Annotated in this window: 16 protein-coding genes and 2 pseudogenes; 12 read left to right on the plus strand and 6 right to left on the minus strand. The window is 65.8% G+C overall.

Features of this window, described 5'->3' with window-relative positions:
- Positions 1 to 7: 7 nt before the first annotated feature.
- The gene (locus tag FGU64_RS09740) at positions 8 to 1,186 is read right to left on the minus strand and encodes a Xaa-Pro peptidase family protein (protein ID WP_180375667.1); all 1,179 of its coding nucleotides are present in this window, start codon (positions 1,184 to 1,186) and stop codon (positions 8 to 10) included.
- Between the two features lie 209 nt (positions 1,187 to 1,395).
- Between FGU64_RS09740 and FGU64_RS09745 the strand changes: the two genes are divergently transcribed.
- From FGU64_RS09745 to FGU64_RS09765, 5 genes are read left to right on the plus strand one after another with little or no spacing between them, the layout of a single operon-like run.
- The gene (locus FGU64_RS09745; RefSeq protein ID WP_139952973.1) at positions 1,396 to 2,049 is read left to right on the plus strand and encodes a GntR family transcriptional regulator; all 654 of its coding nucleotides are present in this window, start codon (positions 1,396 to 1,398) and stop codon (positions 2,047 to 2,049) included.
- On the plus strand, positions 2,046 to 3,359 hold the full coding sequence (locus tag FGU64_RS09750; RefSeq protein ID WP_139952976.1) for a Zn-dependent hydrolase: 1,314 nt from the start codon (positions 2,046 to 2,048) through the stop codon (positions 3,357 to 3,359). The genes FGU64_RS09745 and FGU64_RS09750 overlap by 4 nt, the downstream gene beginning before the upstream one ends.
- A complete protein-coding gene (locus tag FGU64_RS09755; RefSeq protein ID WP_139952979.1) occupies positions 3,356 to 4,294 on the plus strand; it encodes an NAD(P)-dependent oxidoreductase in 939 nt (312 codons plus the stop codon). The genes FGU64_RS09750 and FGU64_RS09755 overlap by 4 nt, the downstream gene beginning before the upstream one ends.
- Positions 4,291 to 5,007 (plus strand): 5-oxoprolinase subunit PxpB, encoded by a 717-nt coding sequence (gene pxpB, locus FGU64_RS09760; RefSeq protein WP_139952981.1) that lies wholly within the window; start codon positions 4,291 to 4,293, stop codon positions 5,005 to 5,007. The genes FGU64_RS09755 and pxpB overlap by 4 nt, the downstream gene beginning before the upstream one ends.
- Positions 5,004 to 5,993 (plus strand): biotin-dependent carboxyltransferase family protein, encoded by a 990-nt coding sequence (locus FGU64_RS09765; protein ID WP_180375668.1) that lies wholly within the window; start codon positions 5,004 to 5,006, stop codon positions 5,991 to 5,993. The genes pxpB and FGU64_RS09765 overlap by 4 nt, the downstream gene beginning before the upstream one ends.
- Here FGU64_RS09765 and FGU64_RS09770 read toward each other — a convergent pair.
- Together FGU64_RS09770 and FGU64_RS09775 are read right to left on the minus strand one after the other, a co-directional pair.
- Positions 5,959 to 6,279 (minus strand): annotated as a pseudogene (locus tag FGU64_RS09770) (SMC-Scp complex subunit ScpB); the annotation flags it as partial. The gene FGU64_RS09765 and the pseudogene FGU64_RS09770 overlap by 35 nt on opposite strands.
- Before the next feature lie 481 nt (positions 6,280 to 6,760).
- A complete protein-coding gene (locus FGU64_RS09775) occupies positions 6,761 to 7,993 on the minus strand; it encodes a LysR family transcriptional regulator (RefSeq protein WP_246671281.1) in 1,233 nt (410 codons plus the stop codon).
- 106 nt (positions 7,994 to 8,099) lie between these two features.
- Between FGU64_RS09775 and FGU64_RS09780 the strand changes: the two genes are divergently transcribed.
- From FGU64_RS09780 to FGU64_RS09810, 7 genes are read left to right on the plus strand one after another with little or no spacing between them, the layout of a single operon-like run.
- The gene (locus tag FGU64_RS09780; protein WP_139952987.1) at positions 8,100 to 8,849 is read left to right on the plus strand and encodes a PIG-L deacetylase family protein; all 750 of its coding nucleotides are present in this window, start codon (positions 8,100 to 8,102) and stop codon (positions 8,847 to 8,849) included.
- Positions 8,846 to 9,520, plus strand: a complete 675-nt coding sequence (locus tag FGU64_RS09785; RefSeq protein WP_139952989.1) for a 4-carboxy-4-hydroxy-2-oxoadipate aldolase/oxaloacetate decarboxylase — start codon at positions 8,846 to 8,848, stop codon at positions 9,518 to 9,520. Before FGU64_RS09780 ends, FGU64_RS09785 begins: the two co-directional genes overlap by 4 nt.
- 47 nt (positions 9,521 to 9,567) lie before the next feature.
- Complete coding sequence (locus FGU64_RS09790; RefSeq protein ID WP_139952992.1) at positions 9,568 to 10,452, plus strand: DUF1932 domain-containing protein; 885 nt, start codon at positions 9,568 to 9,570, stop codon at positions 10,450 to 10,452.
- Position 10,453: 1 nt separating this feature from the next.
- The gene (locus FGU64_RS09795) at positions 10,454 to 11,995 is read left to right on the plus strand and encodes a tripartite tricarboxylate transporter permease (protein WP_139952995.1); all 1,542 of its coding nucleotides are present in this window, start codon (positions 10,454 to 10,456) and stop codon (positions 11,993 to 11,995) included.
- Positions 11,996 to 11,999: 4 nt separating this feature from the next.
- A complete protein-coding gene (locus FGU64_RS09800) occupies positions 12,000 to 12,989 on the plus strand; it encodes a tripartite tricarboxylate transporter substrate binding protein (RefSeq protein ID WP_139952998.1) in 990 nt (329 codons plus the stop codon).
- Complete coding sequence (locus FGU64_RS09805; protein ID WP_139953002.1) at positions 12,986 to 13,483, plus strand: tripartite tricarboxylate transporter TctB family protein; 498 nt, start codon at positions 12,986 to 12,988, stop codon at positions 13,481 to 13,483. The genes FGU64_RS09800 and FGU64_RS09805 overlap by 4 nt, the downstream gene beginning before the upstream one ends.
- A 53-nt stretch (positions 13,484 to 13,536) precedes the next feature.
- Positions 13,537 to 14,601, plus strand: coding sequence for a 4-oxalomesaconate tautomerase (locus FGU64_RS09810; protein ID WP_139953005.1), 1,065 nt, complete (start codon positions 13,537 to 13,539; stop codon positions 14,599 to 14,601).
- Positions 14,602 to 14,750: 149 nt separating this feature from the next.
- Here FGU64_RS09810 and FGU64_RS23520 read toward each other — a convergent pair.
- The 3 genes and pseudogenes from FGU64_RS23520 to FGU64_RS09825 all read right to left on the minus strand — a co-directional run.
- Positions 14,751 to 14,885, minus strand: a pseudogene (locus FGU64_RS23520) (IS6 family transposase); the annotation flags it as partial.
- A gap of 188 nt (positions 14,886 to 15,073) precedes the next feature.
- Positions 15,074 to 16,204, minus strand: coding sequence for an ABC transporter ATP-binding protein (locus FGU64_RS09820; RefSeq protein WP_139953013.1), 1,131 nt, complete (start codon positions 16,202 to 16,204; stop codon positions 15,074 to 15,076).
- 4 nt (positions 16,205 to 16,208) lie between these two features.
- On the minus strand, positions 16,209 to 17,972 hold the full coding sequence (locus FGU64_RS09825; RefSeq protein ID WP_246671282.1) for an iron ABC transporter permease: 1,764 nt from the start codon (positions 17,970 to 17,972) through the stop codon (positions 16,209 to 16,211).
- Position 17,973 lies beyond the last annotated feature (1 nt).

Raw genomic sequence — 17,973 nt, forward strand, 5'->3', positions numbered from 1 at the left:
GTTTTCGTCATGCAACGACGGTCAGATCGTCGGGCAGCCAGGTCAGCACCTCGGGCGCACCGTCGGTGACCAGCAGCGTATGGCCGACGCCCATGGCGTAGCCGCTGTCGGCGTCGCCGCTCATCACATGATAAAAGAGCGTCATGCCCGGCTCGCATACGGTGGCGTTGCCCGAATAGATCATCGGCGGCACGTCCATCGAAGTAGGCGCGTAGGAGACGCCGACCGAATACCCCGTCGCGCCGTAGCGCGCAGCGCGATATCCGCCGGCATCGAGCCCGGCGGCATAACAGTCGAAGATTTCGCCGAGCGTCGTGCCCGGCCGGGCAAGGTCGGTCATCCGCACCAGGGTTTCGCGAGCGACCTCATACATGTGGCGCTGGCGGTCGGCGACCTTGCCGAACAGGATCATCCATTCGGTCTTCACGTTGTAGTGGCGGTAGGCGACCGGATATTCGACCAGGATCTGGTCCTGCGCCTCCAGCCTGCGGGGATTGGTGACGCCGCGGCCGTAGATCGCCCGTTCGCCTGAATTGAACAGTGGAGCATTGGGCGGCATGTCCGCCCCGTCACCGAGGATCGAGGCGAGATAGACAGCCTTCAGCTCACTATCGAGAATGCCCGGACGAGCCGCCGCGATCACCCGCTCCAAGGAGCGGTCGCAGATCTTGCCGGCCTTGCGCATCACCTCGATTTCAGCTGGCGATTTCACCACGCGCAGCTTGCGGATCAGGTGCTGGTCGTCCTCGAGCCTGCACCAGTCGCCGAACGTCGTCTGGCAGCGATAAAGGTTCCAGCCGGTAAGCCCATGCGTATTGAGTTCTATGGCCACGCGAGCGCCCTTGAGGCCCAGTTCCTTGAGGATCGCCTGAAGGTCCTGCGCCGGATTGGCGTCGTCGGCATCCCACCAGACCCGGATGTCTTCGATGGTCGATGTCATTCGCGCCTGAAACAGGTCGGGGCGACGCGTAAGAAGAACTATAGGACGCTCATCCGCCGTCACCACCGCGCACTGGAAAAACACGAAGCCGCCGCTGTCGTAGCCGGTCAGCCAGAACAGGCTTTCCTGCGAGAAGACCAGCATGGCATCCACGCCGCGCTCCCGCAGCGTGGCGCGCAGACGCGCCTGGCGCGCGAGATGCTCTTCCCTTGAGAACGGCAACATCGAGCCCGGCGCCAGTGGCATGCGCAAGTCCTTTCGATCAGGCACGCCGGGCTGTCGCAACCGTGCGGCGATGAGAGAGTTGCAGCCACGGTAGAATTTGGTATACCAATAGTCAACCACTGGAATATGATTTGTATGTCGATTTCGCGAAACCTTGAACTTGTGGCCGCCGGCAGTGAGGTATAGCGCTATGCAACCCTTTGAAGCGGCTGACATGTCGAGGAACCCGTATGCTGAATGCGCCTAACAAGCGTCTCGCTCATCAGGCTTACGAGCAGCTCCTCGATTTGATCCTGACCGGCAACCTCAAGCCGGGCGAACTGGTCAACGAACGGCGGCTAGCCACGGCGCTCAACATGTCGCGCACCCCGGTGCGTGACGCGTTGCTGATGCTTGAAGGCGAAGGGCTGCTCCTGCGGCAGGGCAACCGCGGCCTGCAGGTCAAGCAGATGCGGATCGACGACTATATGGATGCTCTTCAAGTGCGTTTGCTGCTGGAACCCGCCGTCGCGCGAATGGCGGCAGGCAACATTCCGGCCGACCGTATAGCGCCGCTGCGCAAGCAGCTGGAGGAACTGGTTGCGCTGGATGGCGCACACCCTGCCGACAGAGGCGTCGTGCGAAACGTCGACGAGGACCTTCACGGGATGATCTCGGAAGCCGCCGAAAACCAGCAGCTCGCCTCGATCATCCTGATGCTGCGCCGTCAGACCCGCATGTTCGACCTGCGTTCCATGCCCGAACGGCTGACCGACACCTGCAGGGAGCACCTTGCCATTCTCGACGCCCTCGAGAAGGGCGAAGGCGACCGCGCCGCAGAGGCCATGACCACCCATTTAAGTCGTGTGCGAGAAAGCATTATCAGCCGGTTGACCCGTATATGACTGTGCTGCCGTCTTCCCCGAGTTCCGAGCCTCATTCGCCCGGAGCCCCCGAACCGGATATCGCTCTTGCCGAACGGCTGTTCGAGGAATTGCGGCGGCGTACGGGCACGTCTCGCGGCATCACGCGGATTTCGTATGGCCTGGGCGAGCAGATTGCCCACGACATCGTGGGCCGCGAGGCCAGGCGAATGGGCATGCGGACGGCAATGGACGCCGGCGGCAACCTTTACCTGACGCTGCCCGGCCGCGCGTCGAACCCTTCCGTCGTCATAGGTTCACATCTGGACTCGGTCCCATTCGGCGGCAATTTCGACGGGGCAGCCGGAGTGCTGGCGGGACTGGCCGTGGCGGCGGGATATCGCCGTGCCGGAATCGTCCCGCCGCAGGATCTGGTCGTGATGGCGGTCCGCGCCGAGGAAAGCACCTGGTTCGGCGCTTCCTACGTGGGCAGTCGCTCGGCCTTCGGACAACTCACCGTTGCCGAGCTGGACACGGTTCGCCGGGCCGGCGACGAAGTCTCCCTGGGCACGGCCATTGATGCAGCGGGCGGAGATACCCGGCAGTTGCGCGAGGGACTGGCGTTCCTCGACCGTGCAAAGGTCGGGTGTTTCATCGAGCCACATATCGAGCAAGGCCCGGTCCTGCTGGCCAAGGGATGCCCCGTCGGCGTCGTCACCGGCATCCGCGGCAGTTTCCGCTACCGTTCCGCCACCTGCACGGGAACGTATTCCCACTCCGGCGCGACCCCGCGCGCCTATCGCAACGACGCAGTGCTCGCCTGCGCCAGGCTCGTCGCGCAACTGGACGATCGCTGGCAATCCCTGCTGGCCGAAGACCATGAATTGACGGTCACTTTCGGCCAACTTTCGACGGATCCGCATGAAGCAGCCTTTTCCAAGGTTGCGGGCCGCGTGGATTTCTCGCTCGACGTTCGCAGCCAGAGCCGGGCCACGCTCAACCTCATGCACGACGCGTTGGCGCGATCGGTGGATGCGCTTTCCAAGGAACTGGGTGTACGCTTCGATCTTGGCCCGATGACCAATTCGGAACCGGCGCTTATGGATCGCAAAGTCATCGAAGCCCTTGCGGATCTCGCGACAGAACAGGATGTCACGGCTGAAATCATGCCTTGCGGCGCAGGCCACGACGCAGCGGTTTTCGCCTCGATGGGCATTCCGACCGGCATGCTGTTCATCCGCAACGAAAACGGCAGCCACAATCCCGACGAGGCGATGAACATCGCCGATTTTGCCGTCGCGGCCCGCATCCTCTCCGCGTTCTGCCTGCGCCCCCTGTCACGCCTGTCATGATCGACAGGAAGCCGCACTGTGTGGTGATCCAGCCCATCGACGCCACGGGCCTCGATATTTTGCGGGCGGGCGGCATCGCGGTGGATCAGGCACGCTCGACGGATCGTCATGACCTCTATCCGCTTCTGGCGGAGGCGGATGCCGTCATAACCCGGAATTTCGGCCTGCCGAGCGAAGCGATGGCACAGGCCCGGCGGCTGCGCGTTATCGGCGTCCACGGAACGGGAATGGACAGGGTCGACCTTGCCACAGCCCGCGAACGTGGAATCCGTGTCGTCAATACGCCCGGCTCCAATGCTCAGTCCGTCGCCGAGCATGCCCTCGCCCTGATGCTGGCGGCGGCCCGTCACCTGCCCGACGCGGACCGCGAGTTGCGCGCCGGCAACTTCAACTGGCGGCTGACCTCCCGCGCATACGGGATCGAGCTTTCCGGCCGCACCCTCGGGCTTTGGGGATTCGGCCACATCGCGCGAAGACTGGCCCGTATGGCGCAAGGCATCGGCATGCAGGTTATCGTGCTTTCGGCCCATGCCGAACCCGCGGAACTTGCGGCCCAGGGATTGACCCCCGCCAGAGGTGCCGACGACCTCCTGGCACGTGCCGACATCCTGTCGCTGCATGGACTGCCTAGCCCTCGGCCTGTGGTCGGAACCCGTGAACTGGCGCTCATGCGACGTGGCGCGATCCTGGTGAACACGGCGCGCGGCGCGCTTGTGGACGAGACCGCGCTGATCGCTGCCCTTGAGAATGGACAGCTTCGGTCTGCCGCCTTGGATGTCTTCGTCCCGGAGCCGCTGCCCGCAGGCAGCCCATTGACGACCTGCCCAAACCTGATTCTGACGCCCCATATCGGTGGCACGACGCTGCAAGCCATGCGAACCACCGCGCAGGACGTGGCGAGAGCCGTGCTGGCTGCTCTCGCGCATCGGCCATGACCGCGCCGCGTCTTCTCCACTGTGGAGACACCGCAATCAGCGTCGATTTCGGCAACGTCATCGACCTGGACGTGAATGCCGGTGTCCAGGCCCTGGATGCCGCGCTTGCCGCCAATCCCTTTCCCGGGGTCATCGAGACCGTGCCGACCTATCGCGCACTGATGGTGCATTTCGATCCGGCGACCTGCAGGATCGAGGCGCTTTCCGCCCATCTGCTGAAACTGCGGGCAGGGCTCGACATTTCGCAACGCACTCCCCGGCGCTGGCGGGTCCCAGTCGCCTATGGCGGCGAGCATGGCGAAGACCTTACGGACATGGCGGTCTTCTGCGGCCTTTCCATCGCTCAAATTGTCGAGACCCATGCCGCCCCCGTCTATACCGTGATGATGATCGGCTTCCTGCCCGGCTTCTCCTATCTCGGCGGGCTCGATGCGCGCCTTGCCCGTCCACGCCGCGACGTTCCGCGTGCCCGCATTCCAGCATCATCCATAAGCATCGGCGGCGCACAGACCGCGATCGGCAGTGTCGAAGGGCCAAGCGGTTGGCACCTGATCGGTCGCACGCCCGCGCTGCCTTTCCTGCCACGCCGCGACCCGGTCTTTCTTTTCGATGCTGGCGACGAGATTTGCTTCCATCCGATCTCGGACAGGGAATGGCACGACCTTGCGGGTCGATCCGCCGATGGAGCGGCTGTCGTAGAGCGCCTTGCATGACCGGCTTGATCGTCGAGCGGATCGGTACAGGCGCGAGCCTCCAGGATGGCGGGCGGATCGGCTGGCGACGCTTCGGAATCTCGTCTTCCGGGGCGATGGACGGAATGTCGCTGGCCGTTGCGAATATCCTCGTCGGCAACGAACCTGGCGCGGCTGCGATCGAAACCGTCTATGCCGGAGCCCGCTTTCGCGCGGAAGGCGGCCCGGTGATGGTGGCGGCCGCGGGTCCGGGCATCGGCTTGTCGGTGGCGGGCCGGGCCGTCATGCCGGGCTATTCCGCTCTGGCGGAGCCCGGCGAGGACATCGAGCTGTCGCCGCTCAAAGGCGGGATATACGGCTATCTGGCCGTGGCCGGCGGCTTTGACCTTCAACCCGACATGGGCAGCCTGTCGACGCATCTGCGCTCAGGCCTGGGGCCTGCGCTTCTAACGGCAGGCAACCGTCTGTCCGTGAGGGGAGGCCGGATGACCCCGCTCACTCTCCCGGTGTTGCCGGCACACGATCGCGGTCCGATCCGCGTCATCCCGGGGCCGCAGGACGACTGGTTCGATGACGAGGTCCAGGCCCTTCTGTACGGGGCGGACTGGCAATTCGACAATCGTTCGGACCGGATGGCCCGCTTCCTGGTCGGGCCCGCCCTGGCTGCGCGGGCAGGTTCCATGGTTTCGGACGGAACCGTGCCGGGCTCCATCCAGGTTACACCTATGGGCCAACCCGTCCTGCTGATGCGAGACGGTCAGACCACCGGCGGCTATCCCAAGATCGCAACCGTCATTTCGACTGATCTCCATCGTCTGTCGCAGATTCCCGTAGGTGCTCGCTTCCGCTTCGTCCCGGTGTCGATAGAACAGGCGCAGGCCATCGCCAAAGCTTTTGCACGCACGGTCGCCGGGCTGAAGCCCGTTCCCGCTGGCGGCATCGATACGGGTCGTCTCTGGAACGAAAACCTCATCAGCGGCGTCTGGAGCACACCGGCAGAGGATTGATGCGACAGGTTTGCCAGGATTCCAAACGCCCCATCAATGCTATGTTACTGACGCAATATGCTCCTGCGATATCGCCAGCCAGCAGCTTTTCCTTGCTGAGCAAGCCTGTATCCTCGAGCGCCTCCAAGTCCGGCAGATCACGCAACGTGTCGAGGCCGAACTCGAGCAGAAACCCCTTTGTTGTGATATAGGTGTACGGTGCGCCCGGCGTCGGGCTGCGCGGGCCGGACGCGACCAGCCCTGCGCCGCGCAGATGGCCGATCAAGTCGGGGCTGATCTCCTTGCCGATTATTCGATCAGCAGTTTGAGGTTGGCCGACGTGCGAACTCAACCGCATCCCGAAACGAGCGATTGTCACCTGACGAGCCGGCGGTGTGCGCGTACTTGCAATACAACAATGCACTTCAACAGGCCCACGAGGAAGCGAAGAGCTGTCTGTGGGAAAGCTGTCGGCGCAGTACAGCGGGACAATTCCCTCTCAACGACATGCCCTTAGACACTCGCTTTGCCGGTCTAGGCTGATAATGCTGACTTTCTTCACGGGTGCTCTCCCCCGCCCCGCTCGATCGATTGCAGCAGCGCATCAGTGACCGACTGCGTTCGCGACTGCGACGAGTGCGTCCAGTGCCCGAACGACAAGAATCCGATTTCCTTTATGGGGCAAAGCCTTCAACCGGTGCAGAGGATCAAAACTATAGCGGTGACCGCGGCGGGACAACGGGCGGTTTCTTGCGATTGGCTGGATACGGGCGGCGTGCTGCCTCCGCTCAATCCACCACTCCGACAGCCGCCCTAAGGCGATCCAGGAACGCGTTTTGCAACCGGCTCGGCAGCCAGTTCTCGCGCACGGTGAAGCCGATGGTCCGGCTTCCCATGGAGTTCTGGACATCGCGCGCCAAAGGCAGGCAGTACACCAGCTTCGTCTCCTCCTCGACCGCGATCTGCCTGCGCGACAACATGGACAGTCTGTCGCTTTCCAGGATGAGCGCGCGGGTGAGCACCAGTGAACTCGTCTCCACGCTCGCTTTCGGGTTCGCGACCCTGCCCTTGAACAGCGCATCGAAAGCGGCCCGGATCGGCGTTCCCGGCCGCTGCGCCACCCATTCCATGGCGGCAAAATCGGAAAACTCCACCGGCCGCCCGAGCTCAAGCAGCGGATGGCCGGCGCGGCAGACGATGGCGTAGGGATCCTCGAACAGCGCTTCGGCGCGCAGGTCCTGGAGGTTCCTGCCCGAGCGCAGCGCGCCGATCAGGATGTCGCAACCTCCCGACCGCAGCAGGCGCGAAAGCGCGTCGTAGGGGCCGTCGACGATCTCGATCCGGGCGTTCGGGTGGTCCGCAAGGAGCGGATTGAGCGCCCGGCCCAGCAGCCGGGTGCGGGCCAGCGGCAGGCTGGCGACCTTCACCCGCCCCTCGACACGCCCTTCCAGTTCCTTCAGTTCGTCATGCGCCTGCTCGAGCTCCGTGAGCGCCACCTGCCAACCCAGCGCCAGCCGCTGTCCTGCCGCGTTGACCGCCATGCCGACGGGACCCCGGCCGAACACCGCCCGGCCGATGTGCCCCTGCAGGTCATGCAGCAGCCTGTGCAGGGTCGCCGGGGCGCTGTCCTGCCGTCGTGCCGCCTGCACGATCGAGCCGGAATCGGACAGCGCGATCAGGGCGAGGATCTGCCGCATCGTGATGCGCTCCATCGCCTGCGCCACCGCGCCCGGATCCCGGCGCGCGACGGCGCCCAGCGCCTGACCTGTCGCCGCCGCGATCTGGCCGTCCATGCGGCGCAGCCGGTTGAGCAGCACCCGCCCCGCCGGGGTCGGCAGGCTGCCTGATGGATGCCTCGACAGCAGCACCGAAGCGAACCGTGCCTCGAGCTTCGCCATCGCGACCGAGATGGCGGGCTGCGACACGTTCGACATGTCCGCCACGCGGTTCACGCTGCCCGTCTCGCAAATCTGCGCGAACAACCGCAGATGACGGAGGTTGAGATCGGTCAGGTTCATCATGGCCAGAATGTGATTCGAGAAAATCTATAACGACGCGCGGCTTTCATATTAGCGGCTTCCGCCGTTTCGTGCCACTTCATCGCCCGGAAAATGGAGGAGCATATCCATGCCTCGGAAAACCGCGCTCGTGGTGAGCGCCCATTCTGCCGACTTCGTCTGGCGCGCCGGCGGCGCCATCGCCGCGCATGCCGCGCAAGGCTATGCCGTGACCGTCGTGTGCCTGTCCTTCGGCGAGCGCGGCGAATCGGCCAAGCTGTGGCGTAAGCCGGGAATGACGCTGGAGACCGTCAAGAGCGACCGTCGCCGCGAGGCCGAGAACGCGGCGAAAGCCCTGGACGTGCATGACATTCGTTTCTACGACCTCGGCGACTATCCGATGCGCGTCACGCCCGAGGCGTTCGACGCACTGGTCGATCTCTATCGCGAAATCCGGCCCGAATTCATGCTGACGCATTCGCGCCAGGACCCCTACAATTTCGACCATCCCATGGCGACCGAGTTCGCCCAGCATGCGCGGGTGATCGCCCAGGCGCATGGCCACAAGCCCGGTGAGCCCGTCCTCGGCGCGCCGCCGGTCTATCTCTTCGAGCCGCACCAGCCCGAGCAGTGCAGCTGGAAGCCGAACGTGCTGCTCGACATCACGCCGGTGTGGGAGAAGAAGCTGGCCGCCATCAAATGCATGGAAGGGCAGGAACATCTCTGGGAATATTATACCCGTGTCGCGTTGCAGCGCGGCGTCCAGGCGTCCCGCAACTCCGACTACAAGATCAGATACGGCGAAGGCTACGAAGCCGTCTTCCCGCATGTCACCGGCACGCTCGGGCATGGTCCGCTGGCGACGGGGGCCGCGTCGTGAACGTCGTCCGGCGCAGCATAGGGCGGACGGACCTGGCGACGGTCGACGCGCTGGGCGAATGCGGCGCGGCCACCGTGCACGAGGCGATGGGCCGCGTCGGCCTGATGCGGCCCTACATGCGGCCGGCCTGGCGCGGCAAGCGTATCGCCGGTAACGCAGTCACCGTCTCCGTCGCGCCGGCGGACAACTGGATGATCCATGTCGCGGTGGAACAATGCCGCGAGGGGGACGTCCTCGTCGTCTCGCCCACGTCCGAGTGTGACGCCGGATATTTCGGCGAATTGCTCGCCACCTCGCTTCAGGTGCGCGGCGTCAGGGGGCTCGTCATCGAGGCCGGCGTGCGCGACGTGCGGGAGCTCGAGGAGATGAGCTTCCCGGTGTGGTCGCGCTTCATCTCGGCGCAGGGCACGGTCAAGGCCACGTTGGGTTCGGTGAACGTGCCGATCGTCTGCGCCGGCGCGCGGGTGGAACCCGGCGACGTCATCGTCGCCGACGACGACGGGGTGATGGTTGTGCCACGCGACAGGGCCGGCGAGGCGCTTGCCGCGTCCAGGGCACGCCTCGAGAAGGAAGCGAAGACGAGAGAGCGGCTGGCGGCCGGCGAACTCGGCCTCGACATCTACGGCATGCGCGAGACGCTCGCCGCCAAAGGCCTGAAATATATCGACTAGCATCTTGGCCGGTTCGGTTGGGGAGCCGGACCGGGACGGGAGGAAGCATGACCCAGATAGCGTTCATCGGATTCGGCGAGGCGGCGCAGTCGATCGCCGGCGGCCTCAACGGCCAGACGGGACTGCGGCTTTCCGCCTTCGACCTGCGCTTCGCCGACGCCGCAGCGGCTCCGGCGCTCGAACGCGCGGCCGCCGAGCGCAACGTCGAGCCGCTGCGTGACATTTCAGGCATCGCCGGTGCCGATTTCGTGTTTTCCCTCGTGGTCGGATCGGCCACGCGCTCCGTCGCCGCGGCCGCCTCGCCGCATATGGGCGAAGGCGCCATCTATCTCGACCTCAATTCGGTCGGACCGGAGACGAAGGCGCTCGCGGCGCGCGAGATCGCGGCCGGCGCCGGCCGCTTCGTCGAGGGCGCGGTGATGGCGCGGGTGCCACCCTATGCCGAGAGGGTGCCGATCCTGGTTGCGGGGGAGCAGGCCGCCGAAGCAGCCGAGCGCCTGAACCGGTTCGGCATGAATCTCGAGGCCGTAGGGACGAAACCCGGCCAGGCCTCGGCTCTGAAGATGATCCGGTCGGTGATGATCAAGGGCGTCGAGGCGCTGCTGATCGAGGCCCTGTCGGCGGCCGAGCGGGCGGGAGTCACCGAGCGCATCCTGGATTCGGTCGGCGAGACCTTCCCCGGCCTCGACTGGCGCCAGCAGGCCGACTACTACCTGTCGCGCACCTTCGAGCACGGCGCGCGCCGCGTCACCGAGATGACGGAAGCGGCGGACACGATCGAGTCGCTCGGGCTCGAGCCGAACATGTCGCGCGCTGCCTGCCGCACCATCGGCGCGGCGCATGCCGCCATGAAGGACAAGGGCCTGTCGGCGGCGGACGGCTATCGGGGCTTCGTGCCCGTCCTTGCCCGCGACCTCAAGCGGGAGGCGTGAGATGGACGGCATCCTCCAGTCGCTCGAAGTCATCTTCAGCCTGTCCGGCCTGGCGATGCTCGTCGTCGGCGCGCTGCTGGGCATCGTCATCGGCGCGCTGCCCGGCCTCGGCCCGTCCATCGGCCTCAGCCTGCTCATTCCGTTCACCTACAATCTGGGTCCGGAACTCTCGATGCTCCTGATGATCTCGCTCTACACCTCGGCGGAATATGGCGGGTCGATCAGCGCGATCCTCCTGTCGACGCCGGGAACGGCCGCCGCCGCCGCGACCGTCATCGACGGCTACGCCATGGCGCGCAAGGGCCGCGCCAACGAGGCAATCTCCATTTCGCTGACCGCCTCCACCACCGGCGGCATCATCGGCGGGCTGGCGCTTTTGCTGCTCGCCATGCCGCTCGCCAGGGTCGCGCTTCAGTTCGGGCCGGCGGGCTATTTCGCCGTGAGTCTTTTCGGCCTCTGCTCGGTTGCCGCGCTGTCCAGCGATTCCTTGCTGAAAGGCCTGATCTGCGCCGCCTTCGGCCTTGCGCTCGCGACGGTCGGGATCGATCCGATCGCCGGGACGCCGCGCTTCACGCTCGGCATGTACGAACTCTACGAGGGCGTGCCATTCCTGGTGGCGCTGATCGGCCTGTTCGCCGTCTCGGAGGCGATGGTGATGGTGGAGAGCCGGGTCATCGCCGCGCCGATGATCAAGGAAAAGGTCGGCCACGTCTTCATGTCGGCCGCGCTGTGGAAGGAAACCTGGCGCAGCCAGATCTCCGGCTCCATCATCGGCACCCTGCTCGGCATCCTGCCCGGCGTCGGCGGCAACATCGCCTGCTGGATCGCGCGCGACTACGCCCGCGCCCGCGATCCGCACCCCGAAGAATACGGCAAGGGCGCGGCCAACGGCATCGCCGCGCCTGAGGCGGCGAACAACGCCACGGTCGGCGGCGCGCTGGTGCCGTTGCTGGCGCTCGGCATTCCGGGTTCCCCGACCACGGCGATCATGGTCGGCGCGCTCATCATGCATGGCCTGCAGCCGGGGCCGCAGCTCTTCACCGAGGCGCCCACGCTGGTCTACGCCATCCTGTTCGGCGTCATCATCGCATCGATCGTGCAGTATATAGCCGGCTCGCTGTTCCTGCCGCTCGTCGCCCGCACGGTGCTGCTGCCCGACGCCGTCATCGCCGTCGGCATCATGGCCTTTGCCGTGCTCGGCGCCTTCGCCATCCGCAACCTGATGTTCGACGTCTACCTGATGCTCGGCTTCGGCGTGCTCGGCTACCTGATGAAGAAGTTCAGGTTCCCCGTGCCGCCGGTCATCCTGGCGATGGTGCTGGGCTATCTGATCGAATCCAACTACCGCACCGCGCTGGTCTCGTCGCAGGGCGATTACTCGATCTTCGTGACCGACCCGATCAGCCTGCTGTTCCTGCTGCTCAGCCTCGTCAGCCTGGCGACGCCCTTCTGGCGGGCGGTGCAGGCGCGCAAGGCGCGGCGCCAGGCGCCGCAGTCGGCGGGCGGCGCGAATCTCACGACCACAATTCAATCGGAGGAGTAGGACTATGGAAATCAACAGAAGACAGTTCGGCACGCGGCTCGTCGGCGCGGCGGCTGGCGCGGCCCTGGCCGCCACGACAGTGATGGCGCCGGTGGTGTCCAGCGCCGCGGACTTTCCCGACAAGCCGGTGACGCTGGTCGTCTGGTCTGGCGCCGGCGGCGCGCTCGACACCTACGGGCGCAAGCTTGCCGAGCTGTTTGAGAAGGAGAGCGGCTGGACCGTGCGCGTCGACAACCGCCCCGGCGGCAGCGGCGCGGTCGGCGTGTCGCAGATCATGAACCAGCCGGCCGACGGCTACAACATACTGGTTCTGACCGGAACGCTCACCTTCGGCATCGCGCAGGGCCTGATCCCGTTCCAGTTGAAGGATCTGCGCCTGCTTCGGGCGATGCAGTCGGAGCCATCGTCGCTGGCCGTGCTGGCCGACAGCCAGTTCAAGACCGCCGGCGATTTCGTCAGCTACATGAAGGAGCACCCGAACGGGCTCAAGGTCGGCGGCCACGCGCCGGGCGGCTTCCACCAGTATATGCTCTACCAGTTCATGAAGGCCGGCGGCTTCGAAAGCGGCTGGATACCGCACGACGCGTCGGGCAAGGTGGCGCTCGGCCTTCTCGGCAAGCACCTGGACGCGGCCATGATGACGCCTTCGACCGGCCTTGCGCAGGTCAAGAGCGGCGAGATCAAGCTGCTCGGCATCTCCATGGACAAGCGCAGCGAGTTCCTGCCCGACGTGCCGACCTTCAAGGAGCAGGGCTACGACATCGACGGCGCGGTATGGCGCGGCATCGCCGTCAAGGCCGGCACGCCCGACGACGTCGTGACCAACATCCAGGCGGCGATCGACAAGGTGACCGCATCCGCCGACTGGAAGAAGTTCCAGGCCGACCAGTTCCAGGACAGCCCTGACTGGAAAGAAGAGGAGTTCACCAGGCGTGCCCAGACCGACCTCGACCAGCAGACCGAGTTCCTGAAAGCCGCCGGATACATCAAATGACCAGCTCCGCCTCGACGGAACCCGTGGTCGAGCCCCTCCCGCAGGGAGGGGCAAGGCCGCGTCTGTGGAAGAACGTCGCCGCCGCCCTTGTCTGCGTGGCGTGGAATGCGGCCTTCCTGCTGCTCAGCCTCGAACTGCCGGCGGGGCATTCGCGCGGCGACGTCGGCCCCGGCATGGTGCCGATGCAGATTGCCGTGCTGGGCCTGGTGGTGTCGGGCATCTATCTGGTCCAGGTGCTGCGCGGGATCGGTCTGGAAGGTTCCGGCGGCGCCATCGACGTGCCGCGTGTCGCGGGCCTCGTCGCCCTGTTCGCCGCGGCCGGCGCGAGTGCCGCCTGGATCGGCCTGGCGGTGTCGCTCGGACTCGCGGCCGGCGCGGCCACCCTGCTGTTCCACGGCGAGAGGCTGATCCTGCGCGCCTTGGCGACCGGCGTCGGCTTCTGGGCGATCGCCTATTTCGTCTTCGCCAGGCTGCTGCAACTGCCGCTGCCCTGAATTCCGTGCGGTCCGCCGCGACCGCGCGTCCCCTCATCGAGAAGGTACCAGCCATGAACTCCGACGGCATTCCCTGCATGATGATGAGGGGCGGCACCTCCAAGGGCGCCTATTTCCTCGCCGAGGACCTCCCGGCGGACAGTGCCGAGCGCGACGCGCTGCTTCTGCGCATCATGGGCTCGCCCGATCCGCGCCAGATCGACGGCATCGGCGGCGCCGACCCGCTGACGAGCAAGGTGGCGGTGGTGAAGAGATCGGCGCACGAGGGATGCGATGTCGACTACCTGTTCCTGCAAGTGTTCGTCGACCAGGCCATAGTCTCGGACAGCCAGAACTGCGGCAACATCCTGGCCGGTATCGGCGCCTTCGCCATCGAGCGCGGCCTGGTGGCGGCGCTGGAAGGAGAGACGCCGGTGCGCATCCACATGGAAAACACCGGCCAGACGGCGACGGCGCGCATCCGCACCGCAGGCGGCCGGCCGGTCTACAGCGGCGATGCCGTGATCGACGGCGTGCCGAATCCGGCCGCCCCCGTCTACCTTGCCTTCACCGACGCCGCCGGGTCGAGTTGCGGCGCGCTGTTGCCGACCGGCTCGGCGCTGACCGAGATCGACGGCGTCGCCTGCACGCTGATCGACAACGGCATGCCGGTCGTCGTCATGCGCGCCTCCGATTTCGGGCTGACCGGCTATGAGAGCCGCGAGGAACTCGAGGCGGCTGACGCGGTGAAGGCGCGCGTCGAGGCGATCCGCCTTGCCGCCGGGCCGCTGATGAACCTCGGTGATGTTTCCAAAAAATCGGTTCCGAAGATGACGCTGGTGGCGCCGCCCGTAAACGGCGGTGCGATCATGACGCGCAGCTTCATCCCGCACCGCGTCCATGCCTCGATCGGCGTCTTCGGCGCGCTCAGCGTGGCGACCGCCTGCCTGTTCGAGGAAGGCCCCGCCGCCGGCGTCGCCAGTCTGCCGCAGGGCGACGAGAAAACTGTCGCCGTCGAGCACCCGAGCGGCAAGATGGATGTCCTGATCCGGCTCGACGCGAGCAAGCCCGACGGCCTCGGCGGCGCTTCCTTCCTGCGCACCGCACGCAAGCTCTTCGACGGCCTTGTGTTCGGATGACTGGTGGGGGAAGAGCCGGTGACTTTCTCCAATTCCCGTTGGGGAAGCCATGAATTCAACGAGGCGATGAGAGGCGTGGATGACCCACCAAATTGGGTTCTGTCGCAAATTTTCCAGGTGACGCCGGACGGCATTTTGCCTGACGGATTTCAGGTGGCGATTGCCTCGAAATGCTCCTTGATCGTGGGGGCTGGATTGAAGGCGAAGCGCCCTTGTCGCTGGCGCATCATGTGACGCATCTCGATGCCGGCCAACGTGGCGTTGGCCGAACCGCTTCGTCGCCCTGAAGCGCGTGGCGTTTTGCACGGCCGTGCAGCGTCTCTCCCGAAAGACGTCGACTAAATGCAATGCTGTGTGTAGATTTCCTGCGATGGTCTTTATTCGAAAATCTCGTCAGGACTGGTTAATTCCTCAAGCGTCTGTTCACCCCTAGGGGCACACTTGAGCCGATGGCGTCCCCGACGCTACCGACCTACGGCGAATCTGGCAGAGCGATGGCGTCCTCGACGGCGAAGCGGGCGATGACACGCTGGCCAATCTCCAAGCGCACGCGCGGCGACGGAGTGGCGACGAGGCTGACCGATGGCGCCGTTATCTCGTAGCGGCGCATGTTTCCGGCGAAGGTCGCGTTGGCGACCTCGGCCTCGACGCAATTGACCTTGCCGGTCGGGACGGGTTCCCCGGTAACGAGGTTGACCGCCTCCGGCCGCACCGAGATCGAGATCGTATCGCCCGCGGCGACCCGTCCCTCGCGCGGAGCCCGGCATTCCACCGCCTGGCCGCCGGCCAGCCTGACGCTCAGCGTGCCCCCGGCGCTCCCCGCCCCTTCGACCGTTCCCTTGAGCAGGTTGGTGTTGCCGACGAAAGCGGCGACGAAGCTGTTCCGCGGGCGGAAATAGATCGTCTCGGGATCACCGACCTGGACCACCTCGCCCTTGTTGATGACTGCAATCCGGTCTGACATCTCGAAAGCCTCGGCCTGGTCGTGCGTGACGTAGACGGTGGTGACGCCGATCTGCCGCTGCAGTCGCTTCAGTTCATGGCGCATGGATTCGCGCAGCGCCGCGTCGAGGTTCGACAGCGGCTCGTCGAGCAGCAGCAGCTTCGGCTCGCGCACGATGGCGCGGGCCAGCGCCACCCGTTGCTGCTGGCCACCCGAGAGACGCGTCGCCGGGCGGTCGGCGAACTGGTCGAGGCCGACAGTGGCGAGCGCCTTCTGCGACAGGGTGCGGATCTCCTCGCGCGAATAGGTCCTGTCGCGCGCCACCCTGAGCGGAAACGAGACGTTCTCGAACACGCTCATATGCGGCCAGATGGCGTAGGACTGGAACACCATGCCGAAGCCGCGCCGGTTGAGCGGGACGGAGATTCCGCGCGCCGCGTCGTGGAAGACCTCGCCGCCTACCTCGATGCGTCCCGCATCCGGCTGCTCAAGCCCGGCGATGCAGCGCAGCGTCGTGGTCTTGCCGCAACCCGACGGGCCGAGAAGCGTAAAGAACGTTCCCTGAGGCAGGTCGAAGTCGGCTGCGTGGATGCCACCCGCCGCCTGGTCGCTGTTGAAGTAGATCTTGCGGAGATTTTCGACCTTGAGACCGTTGTGCATGTTCCTACCCGAATGTTTTCCTGGTGTTGCGCCGCTCCGCGAACTGGAAGAGGCCGGCCACCACAACCATCAGCAGCGTCCACAACAGGCCAAGCGCGCTGAGTTCGCCGGCCTGCCCGTTCTGCCACAGGTCCAGCATGGCGACCGCGATGACCTGTGAGCCCGGCCCCGACAGTAGGACCGCGATGGACAGTTCGCGCGAAGCAATGAGGAAGATGAAGAGCCAGCCCGCCAAAAGCGCGGGCGACATCAGCGGTGCGACGATGCGCGTGAAGGTCTGGGCCGGCCCGGCGCCAGAGACCGCCGACGCCTCCTCCAGTTCCCGATGGAGTTGTAGCACGCCGGAATAGGAATAGCGCATGCCATAGGGCATGTAGCGCACGAGATAGGTGATGCCGATCAGCCAGATCGTGCCGTAGAGCGGAAAGGGAAGCCTGAGCGACAGGTCGATCGCCGCGACGCCGAGCACGGTGCCGGGAAAGATCAGCGGGACAGTGGCGAGTTGGTCGATCAGTCCGCCGCCGGGCTTGCGCCGGGCCGCGAACCATCCGGCAACCCCGGTCACCAACATGGCCGTCGTGGCTGCGAAGGTGGAGACGATCAGCGTGTTGGCGACGAGATCCAGATAGTTCGGCGCGGTCAGCACGGCGCGGAAATTGTCGAGGGTGAGATGCGCCAGCGCCCCCGGCGTAACCGGCCCGATGAACGGCGTGGCGGCCATCCACAGCAGGGCGAGAAGCGGCAGCGCCAGCACCAGCACGAAGATCGCCGCAATGGCCGCGCCGGCTGCCGGACGACCCCGGCCGAGATCGAACGGGCGCGGCCGGTAGCCCTTGCCGGTGATGCTGGCATAGCGGTCGGCCTGCCGCGCGACGCGGCCGTAAAGCCAGATCAGCAGCGCGATCAGAAAAAGCATGATGACTGAGAACGAGGCGGCGTGACCGAGATCGGGCGGAAACTCCTTGACCGCCAGATAGATGTCGGTGGTCAGCACACGCACGTCGCCCGGAATGCCGACCAGCGCCGGCACCTCAAAAGATTCCACGTTGCGGATGAAGACGAAGATAGCGAGTGCCAGGATCGCTGGTCGGGCGAGAGGCAGCGAGACAAGCCGGATCGTGTCCGGCACGGTCGCGCCGTTCATGCGCGCCGCCTCCTCCATTTCGGCGTTGGCCATACGGAACGTCGCCGCCATCAGAAGATAGACCAGGGGCGACCACAGGAAGCCCTCGACGACGATCATGCCCGGTAGCGTGTAGGGATCGACCAGCACGTCCGGCGATCCGGTCAGCGCGCGCCATGCCTGATTGATCGGGCCGGAGCGGCCGAGCAGGTAGAGCCATGCCATGACATAGAGCACGTAGGGCGTGCCGAGCGAGACGATGGCCGTGAGCGTGGCAAGCCGCTTCAGCGGGGTGTTGGTGCGCTCGACCAGCCAGGCGAGCGCACCGCCGATGACCAGCGAGATCAGGGTGGCCGCGCCCGCAAAGGCGGCGGTGTTGAAAAGAACGGTAAGGAAACCGGCTTCGCCGACGAGTTCGCGGTAGTGATCAAGGGTGTAGCCGGCAAATCCGCCGCGGGGGCCGGTCTGCAAAAAACTCATCTGGACCAGAGACAGGATCGGCGGAATGACGAGCAGGCCGATCAGCACTGCGAGCGCCGCCGCGAAGGCGTGTACGCGGCGCGCCCGAGCCCGCCACTGGCGTGGGGCGGCCGCAGCTGCCTCAGTTGTGCTGGACATAGCGACGGGCGACGGCTGGCTCGTCATG

The organism is Mesorhizobium sp. 8, from assembly GCF_006351905.1.
In the GTDB taxonomy this organism is placed as follows: Bacteria; Pseudomonadota; Alphaproteobacteria; order Rhizobiales; family Rhizobiaceae; genus Mesorhizobium; species Mesorhizobium composti.